This is a genomic window from Burkholderia sp. Bp9099, from assembly GCF_003857805.1.
In the GTDB taxonomy this organism is placed as follows: domain Bacteria; phylum Pseudomonadota; class Gammaproteobacteria; order Burkholderiales; family Burkholderiaceae; genus Burkholderia.
Genome location: NZ_QTPU01000007.1, coordinates 170220 through 186075, shown reverse-complemented (window position 1 = coordinate 186075; position 15856 = coordinate 170220). Strand labels below are relative to the sequence as shown.

17 protein-coding genes are annotated in these 15856 nt (G+C 68.5%); 7 read left to right on the top strand and 10 right to left on the bottom strand.

What is annotated here, in order from left to right; all coding sequences use genetic code 11:
• The first annotated feature begins 5 nt into the window (after positions 1-5).
• The 3 genes from hyi (at position 6) to lysM (ending at position 2679) form a co-directional block, all read left to right on the top strand.
• On the top strand, positions 6-815 hold the full coding sequence (gene hyi / locus DIE17_RS10015; RefSeq protein ID WP_124920792.1) for a hydroxypyruvate isomerase: 810 nt from the start codon (positions 6-8) through the stop codon (positions 813-815).
• 39 nt (positions 816-854) lie between these two features.
• A complete protein-coding gene (locus DIE17_RS10010; protein WP_124486267.1) occupies positions 855-1748 on the top strand; it encodes a 2-hydroxy-3-oxopropionate reductase in 894 nt (297 codons plus the stop codon).
• A gap of 460 nt (positions 1749-2208) precedes the next feature.
• Positions 2209-2679: a peptidoglycan-binding protein LysM gene (gene lysM, locus DIE17_RS10005; protein WP_044843639.1), complete on the top strand. Its 471-nt coding sequence runs from the start codon at positions 2209-2211 to the stop codon at positions 2677-2679.
• Positions 2680-2890: 211 nt separating this feature from the next.
• On the opposite strand, the gene DIE17_RS10000 is transcribed toward lysM, so the two are convergent.
• Positions 2891-3913, bottom strand: coding sequence for an asparaginase (locus tag DIE17_RS10000; protein ID WP_124520196.1), 1023 nt, complete (start codon positions 3911-3913; stop codon positions 2891-2893).
• 263 nt (positions 3914-4176) lie between these two features.
• Here DIE17_RS10000 and DIE17_RS09995 point away from each other — a divergent pair, with 263 nt between their 5' ends.
• The 3 genes from DIE17_RS09995 to DIE17_RS09985 all read left to right on the top strand — a co-directional run bounded on the left by DIE17_RS09995 (position 4177) and on the right by DIE17_RS09985 (position 6065).
• The gene (locus DIE17_RS09995; RefSeq protein ID WP_044843641.1) at positions 4177-4467 is read left to right on the top strand and encodes a PsiF family protein; all 291 of its coding nucleotides are present in this window, start codon (positions 4177-4179) and stop codon (positions 4465-4467) included.
• Positions 4468-4787: 320 nt separating this feature from the next.
• Positions 4788-5246 (top strand): membrane protein, encoded by a 459-nt coding sequence (locus DIE17_RS09990; protein ID WP_044843642.1) that lies wholly within the window; start codon positions 4788-4790, stop codon positions 5244-5246.
• Positions 5247-5477: 231 nt separating this feature from the next.
• Entirely contained in the window at positions 5478-6065 is a 588-nt protein-coding gene (locus DIE17_RS09985) for a YSC84-related protein (protein WP_044843643.1), read from the top strand.
• 99 nt (positions 6066-6164) lie between these two features.
• Here the strand turns inward: DIE17_RS09985 and DIE17_RS09980 are convergent, their stop codons facing one another.
• From DIE17_RS09980 to mltG, 9 genes are all read right to left on the bottom strand, one after another.
• On the bottom strand, positions 6165-7229 hold the full coding sequence (locus tag DIE17_RS09980) for a glycosyltransferase family 4 protein (protein WP_044843644.1): 1065 nt from the start codon (positions 7227-7229) through the stop codon (positions 6165-6167).
• Between the two features lie 245 nt (positions 7230-7474).
• Positions 7475-8653 carry an AAA family ATPase gene (locus tag DIE17_RS09975; RefSeq protein WP_124520193.1) on the bottom strand — a complete coding sequence of 393 codons (1179 nt, stop codon included), beginning with the start codon at positions 8651-8653 and terminating at the stop codon, positions 7475-7477.
• Between the two features lie 31 nt (positions 8654-8684).
• Positions 8685-9857 carry a mechanosensitive ion channel family protein gene (locus DIE17_RS09970; RefSeq protein WP_124486264.1) on the bottom strand — a complete coding sequence of 391 codons (1173 nt, stop codon included), beginning with the start codon at positions 9855-9857 and terminating at the stop codon, positions 8685-8687.
• Positions 9858-9951: 94 nt separating this feature from the next.
• Positions 9952-10308, bottom strand: a complete 357-nt coding sequence (locus tag DIE17_RS09965) for a Rap1a/Tai family immunity protein (protein ID WP_044843647.1) — start codon at positions 10306-10308, stop codon at positions 9952-9954.
• A gap of 119 nt (positions 10309-10427) precedes the next feature.
• Positions 10428-11138, bottom strand: coding sequence for an ankyrin repeat domain-containing protein (locus tag DIE17_RS09960; RefSeq protein WP_124486263.1), 711 nt, complete (start codon positions 11136-11138; stop codon positions 10428-10430).
• A gap of 43 nt (positions 11139-11181) precedes the next feature.
• Positions 11182-11961, bottom strand: a complete 780-nt coding sequence (locus tag DIE17_RS09955; RefSeq protein ID WP_124486262.1) for a TatD family hydrolase — start codon at positions 11959-11961, stop codon at positions 11182-11184.
• 79 nt (positions 11962-12040) lie between these two features.
• Positions 12041-13069 (bottom strand): DNA polymerase III subunit delta', encoded by a 1029-nt coding sequence (locus DIE17_RS09950; RefSeq protein ID WP_044843650.1) that lies wholly within the window; start codon positions 13067-13069, stop codon positions 12041-12043.
• A gap of 18 nt (positions 13070-13087) precedes the next feature.
• Positions 13088-13708: a dTMP kinase gene (tmk, locus tag DIE17_RS09945; protein ID WP_044843651.1), complete on the bottom strand. Its 621-nt coding sequence runs from the start codon at positions 13706-13708 to the stop codon at positions 13088-13090.
• Positions 13708-14727, bottom strand: a complete 1020-nt coding sequence (mltG, locus tag DIE17_RS09940; protein ID WP_124486261.1) for an endolytic transglycosylase MltG — start codon at positions 14725-14727, stop codon at positions 13708-13710. The genes tmk and mltG overlap by 1 nt, the downstream gene beginning before the upstream one ends.
• Positions 14728-14804: 77 nt before the next feature.
• Here mltG and DIE17_RS09935 point away from each other — a divergent pair, with 77 nt between their 5' ends.
• Complete coding sequence (locus DIE17_RS09935) at positions 14805-15839, top strand: folate-binding protein YgfZ (protein WP_124520191.1); 1035 nt, start codon at positions 14805-14807, stop codon at positions 15837-15839.
• Positions 15840-15856 lie beyond the last annotated feature (17 nt).

The following is a 15856-nucleotide window of genomic DNA, read 5'->3' as shown; positions in this document are numbered from 1 at the left end:
AGCTCATGCCGAAGTTTGCTGCAAACCTGACCATGCTGTTCAACGAAGTGCCGTTCCTCGACCGCTTCAAGGCGGCCGCGGACGCGGGCTTCGACGCCGTCGAGTTCCTGTTCCCGTACCCGTACGCGAAAGAGGAACTCGCCGAGCGGCTCGAGACGCACCGCCTGCGCCTCGTGCTGCACAACCTGCCGGCCGGCAACTGGGACCAGGGCGAGCGCGGCATCGCGTGCCTGCCCGATCGTGTCGGCGAGTTCCAGGAAGGTGTCGGCCGTGCGATCGAGTACGCGAAGGCGCTCAAGGTGCCGCAACTGAACTGCCTCGTCGGCATCCCGTCGGCGAGCACCGCGCGCGACAAGACCTTCGTCACGATCGTCGACAACCTGCGCTTCGCCGCCGATGCGCTGAAGCGCGAAGGCATCCGCCTGCTGGTCGAGCCGTGCAACGGCTTCGACATCCCGGGCTTCGCGCTGAACCGCTCGTCCGAAGGGCTCGACGTGATCCGCGCGGTCGGCTCAGACAACCTGTTCCTGCAGTACGACATCTATCACATGCAGCGCATGGAAGGCGAACTGGCCGCGACGATCAAACGCAACCTCGCCTCGATCGGCCACGTCCAGCTCGCGGACAACCCGGGCCGCAACGAGCCGGGCACGGGCGAGATCAACTACGCGTTCCTGTTCGCGCTGCTCGACCGGCTCGGCTACGCCGGCTACGTCGGCTGCGAATACAAGCCCCGCACCACCACGACGGAAGGGCTCGGCTGGTTGCAAAGCGTCGCCGGCTGCGCACCGGGCTCGGCGCGTCGCGCCGCCTGAGATCCGCTCTTCCCTTTCGCCCCTATAGGAGACTTTCACATGGCAACCATCGGTTTCATCGGCCTCGGCATCATGGGCGCGCACATGGCGCGCAACCTGCTCAAGGGCGATCATCAGCTCGTCGTGAACGGTGCGTTCCCGATTCCCGACGACCTGCGCGCGAGCGCGAAGGTCGTCGCGAACTCGACCGAAGTCGCGCAGCACGCCGACATCATCATCTCGATGGTGCCGGACACGCCCGACGTGCGTAACGTGCTGTTCGCCGACGACGGCGTCGCGAAGGGCCTGAGCGCCGGCAAGCTCGTGATCGACATGAGCTCGATCTCGCCGCTCGACACGCAGGAGTTCGCGAAGCAGATCAATGCGCTCGGCTGCGACTACCTCGACGCGCCGGTGTCCGGCGGCGAAGTCGGCGCGCGCGAAGCGACGCTGACGATCATGGTCGGCGGCCCGGAGAAGGCGTTCGAACGCGCGAAGCCGCTGTTCGAGAAGATGGGCAAGAACATCACGCTCGTCGGCGAGAACGGCGCGGGCCAGACCTGCAAGGTCGCGAACCAGATCATCGTCGCGCTGAACATCGAGGCGGTCGGCGAAGCGCTGCTGTTCGCCGCACGCTCGGGCGCCGATCCGGAGCGCGTGCGCCAGGCGCTGATGGGCGGCTTCGCCGCCTCGCGCATCCTCGAAGTGCACGGCGCGCGCATGACCAAGCGGACGTTCGATCCCGGCTTTCGCATCGAGCTGCACCAGAAGGACCTGAACCTCGCGCTCGACGGCGCACGCAAGCTCGGCCTCGCGCTGCCGCACACGGCGAGCGCGCAGCAGCTGTTCAGCGTGTGCGCCTCGCACGGCGGCAAGGCATGGGATCACTCGGCACTCGTGCGTGCGCTCGAGATCATGTCGAACTTCGAGATCGGCCAGACGCCGGCCGCGTAACGCGGACGCAACGACGCGCGTTTCGCTGCAACGGCGGAACGCGCGCGACGAATACAAGCGGTCCGGTCACGGCCGGTCGCATCGATGCGCGACGATGCGCGCATCACGGTGGGGCGCCCCGCCGCGTATCGCCGAAACGCGTGCGCGACGGGGCGAAAAACGCCGCTCTGGGCTGAGAGCGGCGTGGTGGGGTCCGCAGCGGCACCCGGCGGCGCCGGGGAAGCCTTGGTCGGTCAGACGTCGTCGTCGGGTGTCCGCCTGTCGGATTTCGCGTATTACATTTCTTTACGTTCACGCGTGCGATTTTTCATGCAATCGTCGCGTTGAACGCCTACACTTTCGCCACGCCTTTCGAGAAAACCGCCGCGCTTGGCGCTCGCTCCGGTGAGCGCGCCCAGCGCGGTGTTTTTTTCGCCACTTCACGGCGCGTTTTCTTTTCAACCACCTAGGGAGTGCAGCGATGGGTCTTCTTTCGTTTATCAAAGAGGCGGGTGAAAAACTGCTGGGTCACGCCGATGCGCAAGCAGCGGAAGATCCGAATGCCGCGAACCAGACCGCGGCCGACGCGATCAAGAACTACATCGGCACGCAAGGTCTCGACACGTCGAACCTGAGCGTCGCGTTCGACGGCGCGTCGCGCACCGTCACGCTGTCGGGCAGCGTCGCCGATCTCGACACGAAGGCGAAGGTCAAGGTCGCGGCCGGCAACGTGCAAGGCGTCGCGGGCGTCAACGACGACGACCTGCAGCCGGACGATCAGGAAGTTCAGTACCACGACGTGAAGCCGGGCGACACGCTGTCGGCGATCGCCAAGGAAGTGTACGGCGACGCGAACAAGTACCCGGCGATCTTCGAGGCGAACAAGCCGATGCTGTCGAGCCCGGACCGGATCTATCCGGGCCAGAAGCTCGTGATTCCGCCGCAGTCCTGAGCATTCGCGCGGCACTGACGCAAAAAAGGCAGGCCAACGGCCTGCCCGGACTGCTGACGAACCCCACGCTTTTCGGAGCGTGGGGTTTCGTCTTTTTGGCATCAGAGTTGCAGGCTTGCCGCGGGGCAAGCAGTCGAATCCGCCGCGCAAACCGTTCACGAGGCGCCGCTTTTTCATGCACGCCGCGCGCCGCCCGATCGGCGGCCAGCGGTCACAGCGTGTCGAATGCGCGTTGCAGCGCGTCGCGCTCGTGAATCCCGTTCGCGAGCGCGAGCATCAGCAGCACGCGTGCCTTGAACGGGCTCAGCGACCCGGCGCTCACGAAACCGAGCGCGTCGTCGTTCGCGGCGCCGTTGCGCATCACGTGCCCCGAGCCGACGCGCGACGCACGCACCACGGCGACGCCCGCCTTCACCGCATCGGCGAGCGCCGCCTGCAGCGTCGCATGGATCGACCCGTTGCCGGTGCCCGCGACGACGAGGCCGCGCACGCCGGCCGCGACGAGCGCATCGACGGCCGTGCGCGTCACGCCCGCATAGCTCGCGACGACTTCGACCGGCGGCCACGCCGCGGCGATCGCCAGTCGCGCATCGCGCGAGCGCGTCACGCGGCGCGCGAATTCGACGCGGCCGTCCTGCACCCAGCCGAGCGCGCCCAGTTCCGGCGACTGGAACGCATCGACCGCGTAGGTGCTCGTCTTCACGACGTCGCGCGCGCCGTGGATCCGGTTGTTGAATGCGACGAGCACGCCCTGGCCGCGCGCGGCCGGGTGAGCGGCGACGGTCACCGCGTTCAGCAGGTTCAGCGGGCCGTCGGACGACAGCGCGGTGGCCGGCCGCATCGCGGCCGTCAGCACGACCGGCTTGTCGCCGGTCACGACCAGATGCAGCGCGTAGGCGGTTTCCTCGAGCGTGTCGGTGCCGTGGGTGATCACGATGCCGTCGATCGCCGGATCGGCCATCAGCGCGTCGATGCGCGCGGCGAGCGTATTCCACAGCGGCAGCGCGAGATCCTTGCTGTCGATGCTGGCGACCTGCTCGGCATCGATGCGTGCGACCGACGCGAGCGCCGGCACCGCGTCGAGCAGGAAATTGACGCCGAGCGCGCCGGCCTGATAGCCGGCCGTGCTGGCGGCGTCGGGCGCGGCGCCGGCGATCGTGCCGCCGGTGGCAAGTACGGCGATGCGCGGCAGGGCCGGCGCGGACGAAGGGGATGCGGAGTTCGGAGTATTCATGGCCGCGATTGTAATGGCTCGCGGCCGGCATCCGGTAGATACGGCCGCCGCCGGCCGCCACGCATCATGGTTAGTCCCGATCACCGCGGGACGCACGCCGTCAACGGCCACGTCGCCCGCCGCGTTATAGGAATGCCGTTTTGGTGTTTTCACATTGATTTGCCATAATCGGAGCGCGCGGCGTGATGTGGCCCTGTTCCCGTTGCGCCGGGCTTCGTGACGGCGTCGATATAAAACGCAATTCACCCCATGGGAGTGTCGAAATGAAAATCCAATCGCTCGTAGCCGCAGTGCTTCTCGGCGGCATGCTGGCTTCCCCCGCTTTCGCGGCGAACAGCCAGCAGGACAAGATGAAGGCCTGTAACACGCAGGCCGCCGGCAAGACGGGCGATGAACGCAAGGCGTTCATGAAGGACTGCCTGTCGGCCAAGCCCGCGAAGAAGATGTCGCAGCAGGAAAAGATGAAGGCGTGCAACACGCAGGCCGCCGACAAGAAGGGCGACGACCGCAAGGCGTTCATGAAGAGCTGCCTGAGCAGCCAGCCGGCCGCCTGAGTTCCGGCGCTCCCGCGCGAATGCCGCGCACCGCTTCGGCGGGCGCGGCATTTTTGTTTTCGTTGCACGCGCATCGACGCACGCGATGACGCCGAATGCGTCGCCGCGCCGGCCGGCGGCACCGTCGCTGCCGTCGTCGCGACCTGCTGCGCCGCCTGCCCGCCCCGCTTCCCCAGCACGCCGTACAAATGCCGCCACATGGTGCGGCAATTCGCCGCGATTTCTTCTATGATGGCTGCAACGCGGCCCACCCAAGTACAAGAAGCGCCATCGGGCCGCCCTCGAGACGGACGCGCACGCCGCGTCAAACGGAGGCATGGATGGCATGGAGACAACACCGCTGGTTCCGCCGCTGGCTGATCGTGATCGTGTTCTGGGCCGTGCCCGTCGCGATCGTCGCCGTGCGCGAGATCCGCGAGGAAATGGCGTACAACAAGGCCGACCTGCAACTCGCGCTGACCACCTGGCAGCTCACCGATGCGCAGCAGGCGGCCGGCGCCGCCACGAAGTGCCACGGCGATCCTGACGCGGCGCGCGCGGCCGGCTGCCCGGCCGACGTGCTGGCCGCCAACGCGGCACGCCAGCAGGCGGCCCGCGACGAATACGTCGTGCGCCGCAACACGCTCGCCGGTTATCTGTGGCACGCGTTCGTCGGCTACTGGGTCGTGCCGGCCGCGTTCCTGTTCGCGTGCGGGGTCGTGATCGCGCTGATCCGCCGCGCGTTGCGGCGCCCGCCGATCAAGCCGCCGACCCCGCCGGCGCCGCCCGTCACGCACTGACCTGCACCTGCCGGCCCCGCCGTTCCCGCCCGCCCCGGCCGTCGCGCGATGTAGCGACATATCGCCGTGCGCGCGCCGATCCGTCCGTTGGTGCGCCGCGACACCGCAAACCGATTCGGCGCCTTTTCATGCGCGCACGAAATGGGGTTGTAATCCGTTGTGATATAACTGCCGACGTGATCCGCTCCGTGAGCGAGACTCACTCCGAACGTCATCCGATGGAGAAGAACGATGCAAAAACGGAACCTCGTGCTGAAAGCCGCCGCTGCGCTCGTCGTCGGCAGCCTTGCGCTCACCGGTTGCACCACTACCCCCGACAAGCCCGACAACGCCGCGACCAACGCGTCGAAGCGTCAGGCGATCGATTCCAGCGTCGACGCCACGCTGTCGCGCATGTATTCCACGGTCAAGGGTTCGCGTGAACTCGTCGCGAAGTCGCGCGGCGTGCTCGTGTTCCCGGACGTGCTGCAGGCCGGCTTCATCGTCGGCGGCCAGTCGGGCAACGGCGCGCTGCGCGTCGGCGGCAGCACGGTCGGCTACTACAACACGTCGTCGCTGTCGGTCGGCCTGCAGGCCGGTGCGCAGTCGAAGGCGATCGTGTTCCTGTTCATGACGCAGGAAGCGCTCGACGAATTCCGCGGCTCGGACGGCTGGGCAGCCGGCGCCGGCGCATCGGTCGCGCTCGTGAAGATGGGCGCGAACGGCGCGGTCGACTCCAACACGGCTACCGCGCCGGTCCAGGTCATCGTGCTGACCAACGCCGGCCTGATGGGCGACGTGTCGATCAACGGCACGAAGGTCACGAAGCTGAAGATCTGACGCTGCGGCGTCCTCGTCCGTGCGCACCGCGCGCGGGCGATGTGCAAACGGCGATGTCCTTGCGGACATCGCCGTTCTTTTATCCGCACCCGCCGCGCGTCAGGTCGTCGAATCGATCACCTTGAAGCGCGAGCGCTTTTGCGCACGAATCAGCGACTGGTACACGTCGACGTACTGCTGCGCCATCCGCCGCGACGTGAAGCGCTCCTCGAAGCGCCGCCGCACGCGTGCGCGCGGCAGCAGGTGCAGCCGGTTCACGGCGGCCACCGCGCTGATCTCGTCCTCGACGATGAAGCCCGACACGCCCTCGTCCACCACCTCCGGCACCGCGCCGCGATTGAACGCGATCACCGGCGTGCCGCACGACATCGCCTCGATCATCACCAGCCCGAACGGCTCCGGCCAGTCGATCGGAAACAGCAGCGCATGCGCGCCCGACAGGAATTCTGCCTTCTCGTGGTCGGCGATCTCGCCGATGTATTCGACGTGCGGCAGTGCGAACAGCGGCTTGATCTCCCGCTCGAAGTACTCCTGGTCCGCCGCGTCGATCTTCGCGGCGATCCTGATCGGCAGCCCGCACTGGTGCGCGATGCGGATCGCGGTGTCGACCCGCTTCTCCGGCGAGATGCGGCCGAGGAACGCGAGATAGCGCGGCTCGACGGGTTGCGGCAGGTACAGCGTGTCGGGCAGCCCGTGGTACACGGTCGTCTGCCATTTCGCCTGCGGCAGCGGCTGGCGCTGCGAATTCGAGATCGAGATCACCGGCGCGGTGTTGAACGTGTCGAACACCGGCTGCTGCTCGGGCAGGTCGAGCCGGCCGTGCAGCGTCGTCACGAACGGCGTGTCCTGCCGGTTGAAGACCGAAAACGAGTAGTAGTCCATGTGGAAATGGAGCACGTCGAAGTCCTTCGCGCGGCGCGCGACCGTCTCCATCAGCAGCATGTGCGGTGCGACGCGGTCGCGGATCGACGCATCGAGCCGCAGCGCGCGCGGCCATACCGGTTCGAGCCTGGCCCGGGTCGTCGAATCGCCGCTGGCGAACAGCGTCACGTCATGGCCGAGGTCGACGAGCGCCTCGGTGATGTAGGACACGACGCGCTCCGTGCCGCCGTACAGCTTCGGCGGCACGGATTCGGTCAGCGGGGCGATCTGGGCAATTCTCATGGTCCACGTCTCCTGTGTCCTCGGTCGGCCGGCACGGGGGCTGGCGCACAATCCCCTCCGTGCAGCACACGGCCGGCATCGCGCCGGCCGGATATCTCATTATTATTCGCGATCCCGATGCCCGGAAGCACCGGGCTTTCATTTTATGGGTGTTGTTACAGACAGGATACATTCGCGCCGCAGGCCCGACGGCGGGCTGCCCGTGGCATGCCGCCGACGCGGCCGCGCGCGCACCGCTTTGCCCGTCAGCGCGACGGCCACTTCCACGGCGGCAGGTCGCGCGTGTCCGCATCGACGAGCACGGTCGCGCCGAGCTGCTTGTCGAGCACCAGCGACTCGCAGCCGGCCTCGCGTTCGAGCGTCGCGATGAGCCGCGCCGCATGCGACACGACCAGCACCTGCGAACGCTGCGCGGCCTGCGCGATCAGGCGGCCGAGCGCCGGCAGCAGATCGGGGTGGAGGCTCGTTTCCGGTTCGTTCAGCACCATCAGTGCGGGCGGCCGCGGCGTCAGCAGCGCGGCCGCGAGCAGCAGGTAGCGCAGCGTGCCGTCCGACAGCTCGGCCGCCGACAGCGGCCGCAGCAGCCCCGGCTGGCGCATCAGCACGTCGAAGCGGCCGCGCCCGCCCGGATTGTCGATGTCGATCGATGCGCCGGGGAACGCGTCGTCGATCGCGGCATCGAGCGCGGCCGCATCCCCGATTTCGCGGATCGTCTGCAGCGCGGCGGCCAGGTCGGCGCCGTCGTCCGCCAGCACCGGCGTGTGGGTGCCGATCTGCGACTGCCGGGCCGGCGCCTGCGCATCGGTCCGGAAATGATCGTAGAAACGCCACGACCGGATCCGCTCGCGCACCGCGATCATCTCCGGCGCGCCGACCGGATCGGCGAACTCGGTCATCATGCTGTCGAAGCTCGCCACCGGCTGCGGCACCGTGTGCCAGTCGCCCGACCCGCTGCGCGCGCGAATCTGCGCGCCCTGCCGGTCGACCAGCAGCGTCGACGGCCGCAGCAGCGCGCCGCCCCAGATGCATTCGCGCTTCACGACCGGATCGAGACGAAACATCGACGCATCGTTCTTCACCGGCAGGCCGAGATCGATCGCGTAACCGAAATCGTCGCCGGCGAAACCGAGCTTGAGGCTCACCGGTCCGTTGCGCACCGTGCCGGTCACCGGCGTGTCGCCGCTCAGCATCGCGCGCGAAAAGCGCTCGGGGCCGGCCCACAGCGTCGACGGCAGCCCGCCTTCGCGCGCGAGCGACGGAATCACGCGGCCCTGCGCGGTGTCGGCAAGCAGCCGCAGCGCGCGGTACACGCTCGACTTGCCGCTGCCGTTCGGCCCGGTGACGACGGTGAGCGCCGCGAGCGGCACGATCAGCTCGCGCAGCGAGCGGTAGTTGGCGATGGCAAGCGTCTTCAGCGCGGTCATGGAGGGGATGGCAGCAGGCACCGGCGCGCGTTCAGCGGCCTTCGGCGGCCTTCGGATCGGCCGCGGTGTTGGCCGCCGTGCTGGCGGCGGGCGGCCGCGCGTGCGGCCGTTCGGGGCTAGGCTCGCCCGGCGCCGAATCGTGCGGATACAGTTCCATCCGGCTGCGCGGCAGGCATTGCGGAAAACGCGCCTGCAGGTACGCGATCAAGCCCTCGCGCACGCGGCAACGCAGATCCCAGCACGCCGACGAGTCGGCCGCGCTGACGAGCGCGCGCAACTGCATCGTGCGCTCGGTGGCATCGGTCACCTGCAGCACCTGCACGCGGCCGTCCCACTCGGGCGCCGCATGGACGAGCCGCGCGAGTTCCTCGCGCAGCGGCGCGAGCGGCGTGCGGTAGTCGACCGACAGGTAGACCGTGCCGATGATCTCCGAGCTGTGGCGCGTCCAGTTCGTGAACGGGTTTTCGATGATCCACTGCAACGGGACGACCAGCCTGCGCTGGTCCCACAGCCGCACCGACACGAACGAGCCGGTGATTTCCTCGATGCGGCCCCACTCGCCCTGGATCACGACGACGTCGTCGAGCCGGATCGGCTGCGTGAGCGCGATCTGCAGCCCGGCGATCAGGTTGCCGAGCACCGGCCGCGCGGCGATACCGGCGACGAGGCCGGCGACGCCGGCCGACGCCAGCAGGCTCGCGCCGACCTGGCGCACGTTCGGGAACGTCATCAGCGCGGCGCCCGTGCCGATGATCACGATCAGCACCATGACGGTCCGCACGAGCACCTTGGCCTGCGTGTGGACGCGCCGCGCGTGGAGGTTGTCGGCCGCATCCATCGGATGGGCCTGGATGATCGCGTCGCCGACGCCGGCCGCGAGCCGCACCAGCAGCCAGGTCAGCGATACGATGGAGCCGACCGCGGCCGCGGCGCGCATCCCGCCCACGAACGACATGCCTTCGTCCGTCTGGATCCACAGGAATTCGAGCGCAAGCAGCGCGAGCGTGACGAGCGAAGGTTTGTCGATGTAGCGCAGGATCACGCTCATCAGCGGATACGGCTGCGCGATGCGCTTGACGATGCGTGCGCCGAGACGGTGCACGATCACGACGACCAGCACGACCATGACCGACACGATCAGCGTGCCGGACCACGAATGCAACGGCGCATCGGCGATGCGCTGCAGTTCCTCGATTGAAATCATCGGCGCCCGGGATGCTTCGGTTATGAGGCGCGGTGGCCTCGTCCTGGATGCGTCGGCGACGTCCGGGCAGCGCGCGCCCGGACCCGGTGTCAGATCAACTGCCGCCCTTGCACGGGAATGCCTTGCCGAGACCGAGCGACACCGCGGTGCTCGCGTTGTAGTCGGCCAGCTTCGGGTTCTCCGCGATGTACTTGCGCACCGCGTCGGTCATCTGCTGCGCCCGGATGTCGGGTGGCAGGCAGAAATACTGCCCGACGCGCGGCCCGGTGGTGCCGCCGATCGCGTCGATCGTGTTGTAGACGCCATCGGCAGCGCCTTCGATGTAGGCCGCGCACGACGCCCGCGACTTGACGTCCGTCTTCGCGCACAGCCGGTCGAGATCCGCGCCCGTGAAAGCCGCCGCCGACAACGGCACGGCAAACGCCGCGGCACAAAACATAGCCCGCAACATGGTGTTCCTTATGTCAATGCGGCCTCGGGCCGCTTGCTGCGCTGACCGGCGCGGCGGCCGGACGCCCGCTGCCGGCCGGATTCCGGCCGGCCGGGCGCTGCGCCACCGCGCCGAAACCGTCATTTTGCACTCTTTTGCGCATCTGCCGGCGCCGATGCACCGACGCGCACCGTCCGCTTGCTCAGGATGTCGATCGCATCCGGCGCCTTGTAGTGCTGCGCGAACTCGAGCGCGGTGATGCCGAGCTGGTTCTTCACCTGCGGATCGGCGCCCTGGTCGAGCAGCAGGTTGACCGTCGACGCGTGGTTGCCGCGCGCGGCCATCATCAGCGGCGTCGTGCCGTTCGGCGACGCGGTGTCGATATACGCGTCATGGTCGAGCAGGACCTTGACGACCTCGTCCTGGCCGTTGGTGGCCGCGTAGTGCAGCGGCGCCCAGCCCTTCTTGCTGACTTCCGCACCCTTGTCGATCAGCAGCTTGACGAGCCCGACGTCGCCGTTCAGCGACGCGAGCATCAGCGCGTTCTCGCCGGCCTTGTCTTCCTTCTCGAGGTCGATGTTCGGCGTCGTGGCGAGCGCCGCGGCGACCTTGTCGGACTTCTCGCGCGCGGCGATCACGATCAGCGGGTCGCCGTTCGGCGCGATCGTGTTCGGATCGAGCTTGCCGCTCTTGAGCTGCTTGCCGATGTCGGCGATGTCGTCGAACTTGACCGCCTTGACGACCGCGTCGAGCGACTCGGCATGCGCGCCGGCGGCGGCAAACAGGCCGCTCGCGACGAGCGCGGCGGCGACGAGGGCGCGCTTGGGCAGGTATGTGGTCGGCTTCGTCATTGTTGTGGGCTCCTTCCCTGGGTTGTCGGCTGGGCGCGCGTCGTTAGCGGGCGATCTTGAACAGCCGGAAAAAGTTCTGGGTCGTCGCATCGGCCAGCGCCTCGACGGGGATGCCGCGCTCGGATGCGATAAAGCGTCCGACATGGCTGACGTACGCAGGTTCATTCGGCTTGCCGCGATACGGCACCGGCGCGAGGTACGGCGAGTCGGTCTCGATCAGCAGCCGCTCGAGCGGCACCCGCCGCGCGACGTCCTGCACGTCGGTCGCGTTCTTGAACGTGACGATCCCCGACAGCGAGATATGGAAGTTCTGCGCGAGCGCCTGCTCGGCGACGGGCCAAGGCTCGGTGAAGCAGTGCATCACGCCGCCCGGCACGTCCGCGCGTTCCTCGGCCATGATCCGCAGCGTGTCTTCCGACGACGAGCGCGTATGGATGATCAGCGGCTTCATCGTCGCGGTCGCCGCGCGGATATGCGTGCGAAAGCGTTCGCGCTGCCATTCCATGTCGGCGATCGAGCGGCCTTCGAGGCGGTAGTAGTCGAGGCCCGTCTCGCCGATCGCGACGACTTTCGGGTGCGCGGCCAGCTCGATCAGTTCCGCGAGCGTCGGCTCGCGTGCGTCCTCGTGATCCGGATGCACGCCGACCGACGCGTACACGTTGTCGTGCGCCTGCGCGATCGCGAGCACGTCGGGCAGCGTCTCGAAGTCGACCGACACGCACAGCGCATGCGTGACGTCGTGCTCGCGCATGTTCTCCAGCACGGCCGGCAGGCGGTCGGCGAGACCCTTGAAATTGATGTGGCAGTGAGAATCGACGAACATCGTGTTTCCTGAATACGTGAGGCGGGCGCTCATGCGCTCGCCGGCAGCCGTTTCCCCTCTTCAAGGAAACAATACGCGCTCACGCGAACATTTCCCGATAACCGAGAAACAGTTCCTCGAAGACGAGCCGGGCGTTGAGCGGATGGTTCTCGACCGTCCGCTGGCGCGTCACGGCCTTCATGAAGCGCGCGAACGCATTCGCGTCGACGGCTTCCGCGCAACGCGCGAGCGCGGCCGCCTGCATCGGGAAGTAGCGCGGCGCGCCCGCCATCCGTTGTGCGAGCAGATCGTACAGCCAGCGCTGCAGCCAGCCGAGCACCAGCGGCACCGGCAGCTTCTGCAGCGTCTCGCCGCACGCGAACGGATCGCACGCGGCGCCGGCGGCGAGCTGGCCGAGCGTGAAATCGCGCAGCGGGCGGTTCTCGTCGCTCGCGAGCGCCAGCGCGGCGAGCGGCGCGCCGCCGGCTTCGGCGAGCAGCGCGCGCGCATCGTCGACGCCCTGCGCCGCCAGCCACGCCGCGGCCGCGTCGGGCGCCGGCACGGTCATCGGCCACTGCCGGCAGCGGCTGATGATGGTCGGCAGCAGCCGGTCGATGCGCGCCGACACCAGCAGGAACACGACGCCTGACGGCGGCTCCTCCAGCGTCTTCAGCAGCGCGTTCGACGCGGCGACGTTCAGCGCCTCGGCCGGATACAGCACGACGACGCGCGCGCCGCCGCGGTGCGAACCGACCCCGCAGAAGTCGAGCAGCGCACGCACCTGCTCGATCTTGATTTCCTTGCTCGGCGCGCGCGTCTTCTTGCCGCCGTCGTCCGCGTCGGCCGGCTTCGCGTCGTCGGCGGCGCCCGGCGCTTCGCCCGCGAGCGCCTCGGGCAGCACGATCCGGTAGTCCGGATGGTTGCCCTGCGCGAACCACGTGCAGGCCGCGCAGGTGCCGCACGGCTCGCCGTTCGGCTGCGGCGCCTCGCACAGGAAGCCCTGCGCGAGATGCTGCGCGAACTGCAGCTTGCCGATCCCGGCCTGGCCGTGCAGCAGCAGCGCATGCGGCCACTGCGCGCGCAGTTGCTGCAAGCGGTTCCAGTCGTCGGTCTGCCACGGATAGATCATGTGGTGCGTTCCTTCGTGTTACAGCGCGGCCAGCACGCGTTCGAGCTGCTGGCGGATCTCGGGAATCGTCTGCGTCGCGTCAACGATCGCGAAGCGGTGCGGCGCCTCTTCCGCGCGCCGCAGGTATTCGCCGCGGGTACGCGAGAAAAACGCGTCCGATTCGCTTTCGAACTTGTCGGGCATGCGCGCGGCGCCGCGGCGCTCGCTCGCCACCTGCGGCGCGACGTCGAACAGCACCGTCAGGTCGGGCTGGAAACCGCCCTGCACCCAGCGCTCGAGCGTCTCGAGCTTGTCGCGCGGCAGCCCGCGGCCGCCGCCCTGGTAGGCGAAGGTCGCGTCGGTGAAGCGGTCGGACACGACCCAGTCGCCGCGCGCGAGCGCCGGCTCGATCACGAGCGCGAGGTGCTCGCGACGCGCGGCGAACATCAGTAGCGCCTCCGTCTCGAGATCCATCGGCTGGTTCAGCAGGATCTCGCGCAGCTTCTCACCGAGCTGCGTGCCGCCCGGCTCGCGGGTGACGACGACCTGCCGGCCGCTCGCGGCCAGCCTCGCCTGGAGGCGTTCGCAGAACCATTGCAGGTGGGTGGTCTTCCCGGCCCCGTCGATGCCTTCGAAGGTGATGAATTTACCGCTCGGCATTATTGACCTCGTATGTACTTGTCCACGGCCTTGTTGTGATCGCCGAGCGTGTCCGAGAACACGCTCGTGCCATCGCCCTTCGCGACGAAATAGAGCGCGCTCGTCGGCGCCGGATTGATCGCCGCCTGCAGCGAGGCGACGCCCGGCAGCGCGATCGGTGTCGGCGGCAGGCCGCGGCGCGTATAGGTATTGTAAGGAGTGTCGGCCTGCAGGTCGCGCTTGCGCAGGCGGCCGTCGTACGCGTCGCCGAGCCCGTAGATCACCGATGGATCGGTCTGCAGCGGCATCCCGATGCGCAGCCGGTTCGCGAACACCGCCGCGACGAACGCGCGGTCGGCCGCATGGCCCGTTTCCTTTTCGACGATCGACGCGACGGTCAGCGCTTCGTAAGGCGTCTTGTACGGCAGCCCCGGCGCGCGCGCGGCCCATGCTTCGTCGAGGCGCGTCTGCATCAGCTGGTAGGCACGCCGGTAGATGTTCAGGTCGCTCGTGCCCTTGTCGAACAGGTAGGTGTCGGGGAAGAACAGTCCCTCGCCACTGCCGCGCTGGATCGCGTTGTCGGGGGCGCCGATCGCGCGCAGCAGCTCGGCGTCGCTCATGCCGGCCGTCGCGTGCGCGAGATCGGGATTGCCGTCGAGTTCCGCGCGCATCCGCTTGAAGGTCCAGCCCTCGATCACCGTCGCGACGTACTCGTTCACGTCGCCGCGCGCGATCTTCTGCAGCACGTCGTACGGCGTGATGCCGGTCTTGAATTCGTAGTTTCCGGACTTCAGCCGGCTCGACAGCCCGAGCAGGCGCGTCATCGCGACGAAGCCGAACGGCTCGACCGGCACGCCGCCGTGCTTGAGCTGCAGCGCGACGCTCTTCACGCTGCTGCGCGGCTTGATCGTGACGTCGAGCGTTGCGGCGCCCAGCAGCAGCGGCCGGGTCGCCCAGTAATACCCGCCGCCCGCGCCGGCAGCGGCCACAACGACGGCCAGCGCCACGACCGTCGCGGCGCATTTCTTCAGTAGGGACATGGAAACGAGACTCAGGTAAGACCCATATAATACTTGCTCGCCTCCGTCAAAGTCAGGGTTGACTGTTCCCTCATTCCATGAGCACACCATTCGCTTCACCGGCTGCCCAGCCCGCACCCGTCTCGCTCCCCGTTTTCCCCCGCCCGTCCACCGCCGATTTCGACGCGCCGGGCGCCTGCATGCCGCTTGCGCAGTTCGGCGTGATCGACGTGGCCGGCGACGACGCCGCGACGTTCCTGCACACCCAGCTCACCAACGACATCGAGCATCTCGATGCCGCGAGCGCGCGCCTGTCCGGCTATTGCTCGCCGAAGGGCCGCCTGCTCGCGTCGTTCCTCGCCTGGCGCGCCGGTCACGGCGTGCGCCTGCTGGTCTCGAAGGACGTCCAGGCCGCCGTGCAGAAACGGCTGTCGATGTTCGTGCTGCGCGCGAAGGCGAAACTGACGGACGCGAGCGACACGCTCGCGGTGGTCGGCTTCGCGGGCGACGTGCGCGAAGCGCTGTCGGGCATCTTCGACGCGCTGCCGGACGGCGTGCACGTGAAGGTCGACGGCCCGGCCGGGGCGCTGATCCGCGTCCCGGACGCGGCCGGCCGCAAGCGCTACCTGTGGATCGGGCCGCGCGCGGAAGTCGACGCGCGTCTCGCCGCGCTCGCCGACACGCTGCCGGTCGTGTCGCCGGCCGTATGGGACTGGCTCGACGTGCGCGCGGGCGAGCCGCGCATCACGCAGCCGGCCGTCGAACAGTTCGTGCCGCAAATGGTCAACTTCGACGTGATCGGCGCCGTTAACTTCAGGAAGGGGTGCTACCCGGGCCAGGAAATCGTCGCGCGCAGCCAGTACCGCGGCACGATCAAGCGCCGTACCGCGCTCGCGCACGTCGCCGGCGAGACCGACACCGTGCATGCCGGCGTCGAGCTGTTCCACAGCGACGACCCGGGCCAGCCGTGCGGGATGATCGTCAACGCGGCGGCCGCGCCCGCGGGCGGCGTCGACGCGCTGGTCGAGATCAAGCTGGCCGCGCTCGACAGCGGCACCGTGCACCTCGGTTCGGCCGACGGTCCGGCACTCGCGTTCGACGCGCTGCCGTACGCGTGGCCGACGGAAGCGTGACGCACTGACAACCCGGT

Excerpts from the sequence above, each read along its gene's own strand:
- hyi (WP_124920792.1), top strand. The coding sequence starts at position 6 with ATGCCGAAGTTTGCTGCAAACCTGACCATGCTGTTCAACGAAGTGCCG.
- DIE17_RS10010 (WP_124486267.1), top strand. The coding sequence starts at position 855 with ATGGCAACCATCGGTTTCATCGGCCTCGGCATCATGGGCGCGCACATG.
- lysM (WP_044843639.1), top strand. The coding sequence starts at position 2,209 with ATGGGTCTTCTTTCGTTTATCAAAGAGGCGGGTGAAAAACTGCTGGGT.
- DIE17_RS10000 (WP_124520196.1), bottom strand. The coding sequence starts at position 3,913 with ATGAATACTCCGAACTCCGCATCCCCTTCGTCCGCGCCGGCCCTGCCG.
- DIE17_RS09995 (WP_044843641.1), top strand. The coding sequence starts at position 4,177 with ATGAAAATCCAATCGCTCGTAGCCGCAGTGCTTCTCGGCGGCATGCTG.
- DIE17_RS09990 (WP_044843642.1), top strand. The coding sequence starts at position 4,788 with ATGGCATGGAGACAACACCGCTGGTTCCGCCGCTGGCTGATCGTGATC.
- DIE17_RS09985 (WP_044843643.1), top strand. The coding sequence starts at position 5,478 with ATGCAAAAACGGAACCTCGTGCTGAAAGCCGCCGCTGCGCTCGTCGTC.
- DIE17_RS09980 (WP_044843644.1), bottom strand. The coding sequence starts at position 7,229 with ATGAGAATTGCCCAGATCGCCCCGCTGACCGAATCCGTGCCGCCGAAG.
- DIE17_RS09975 (WP_124520193.1), bottom strand. The coding sequence starts at position 8,653 with ATGACCGCGCTGAAGACGCTTGCCATCGCCAACTACCGCTCGCTGCGC.
- DIE17_RS09970 (WP_124486264.1), bottom strand. The coding sequence starts at position 9,857 with ATGATTTCAATCGAGGAACTGCAGCGCATCGCCGATGCGCCGTTGCAT.
- DIE17_RS09965 (WP_044843647.1), bottom strand. The coding sequence starts at position 10,308 with ATGTTGCGGGCTATGTTTTGTGCCGCGGCGTTTGCCGTGCCGTTGTCG.
- DIE17_RS09960 (WP_124486263.1), bottom strand. The coding sequence starts at position 11,138 with ATGACGAAGCCGACCACATACCTGCCCAAGCGCGCCCTCGTCGCCGCC.
- DIE17_RS09955 (WP_124486262.1), bottom strand. The coding sequence starts at position 11,961 with ATGTTCGTCGATTCTCACTGCCACATCAATTTCAAGGGTCTCGCCGAC.
- DIE17_RS09950 (WP_044843650.1), bottom strand. The coding sequence starts at position 13,069 with ATGATCTATCCGTGGCAGACCGACGACTGGAACCGCTTGCAGCAACTG.
- tmk (WP_044843651.1), bottom strand. The coding sequence starts at position 13,708 with ATGCCGAGCGGTAAATTCATCACCTTCGAAGGCATCGACGGGGCCGGG.
- mltG (WP_124486261.1), bottom strand. The coding sequence starts at position 14,727 with ATGTCCCTACTGAAGAAATGCGCCGCGACGGTCGTGGCGCTGGCCGTC.
- DIE17_RS09935 (WP_124520191.1), top strand. The coding sequence starts at position 14,805 with ATGAGCACACCATTCGCTTCACCGGCTGCCCAGCCCGCACCCGTCTCG.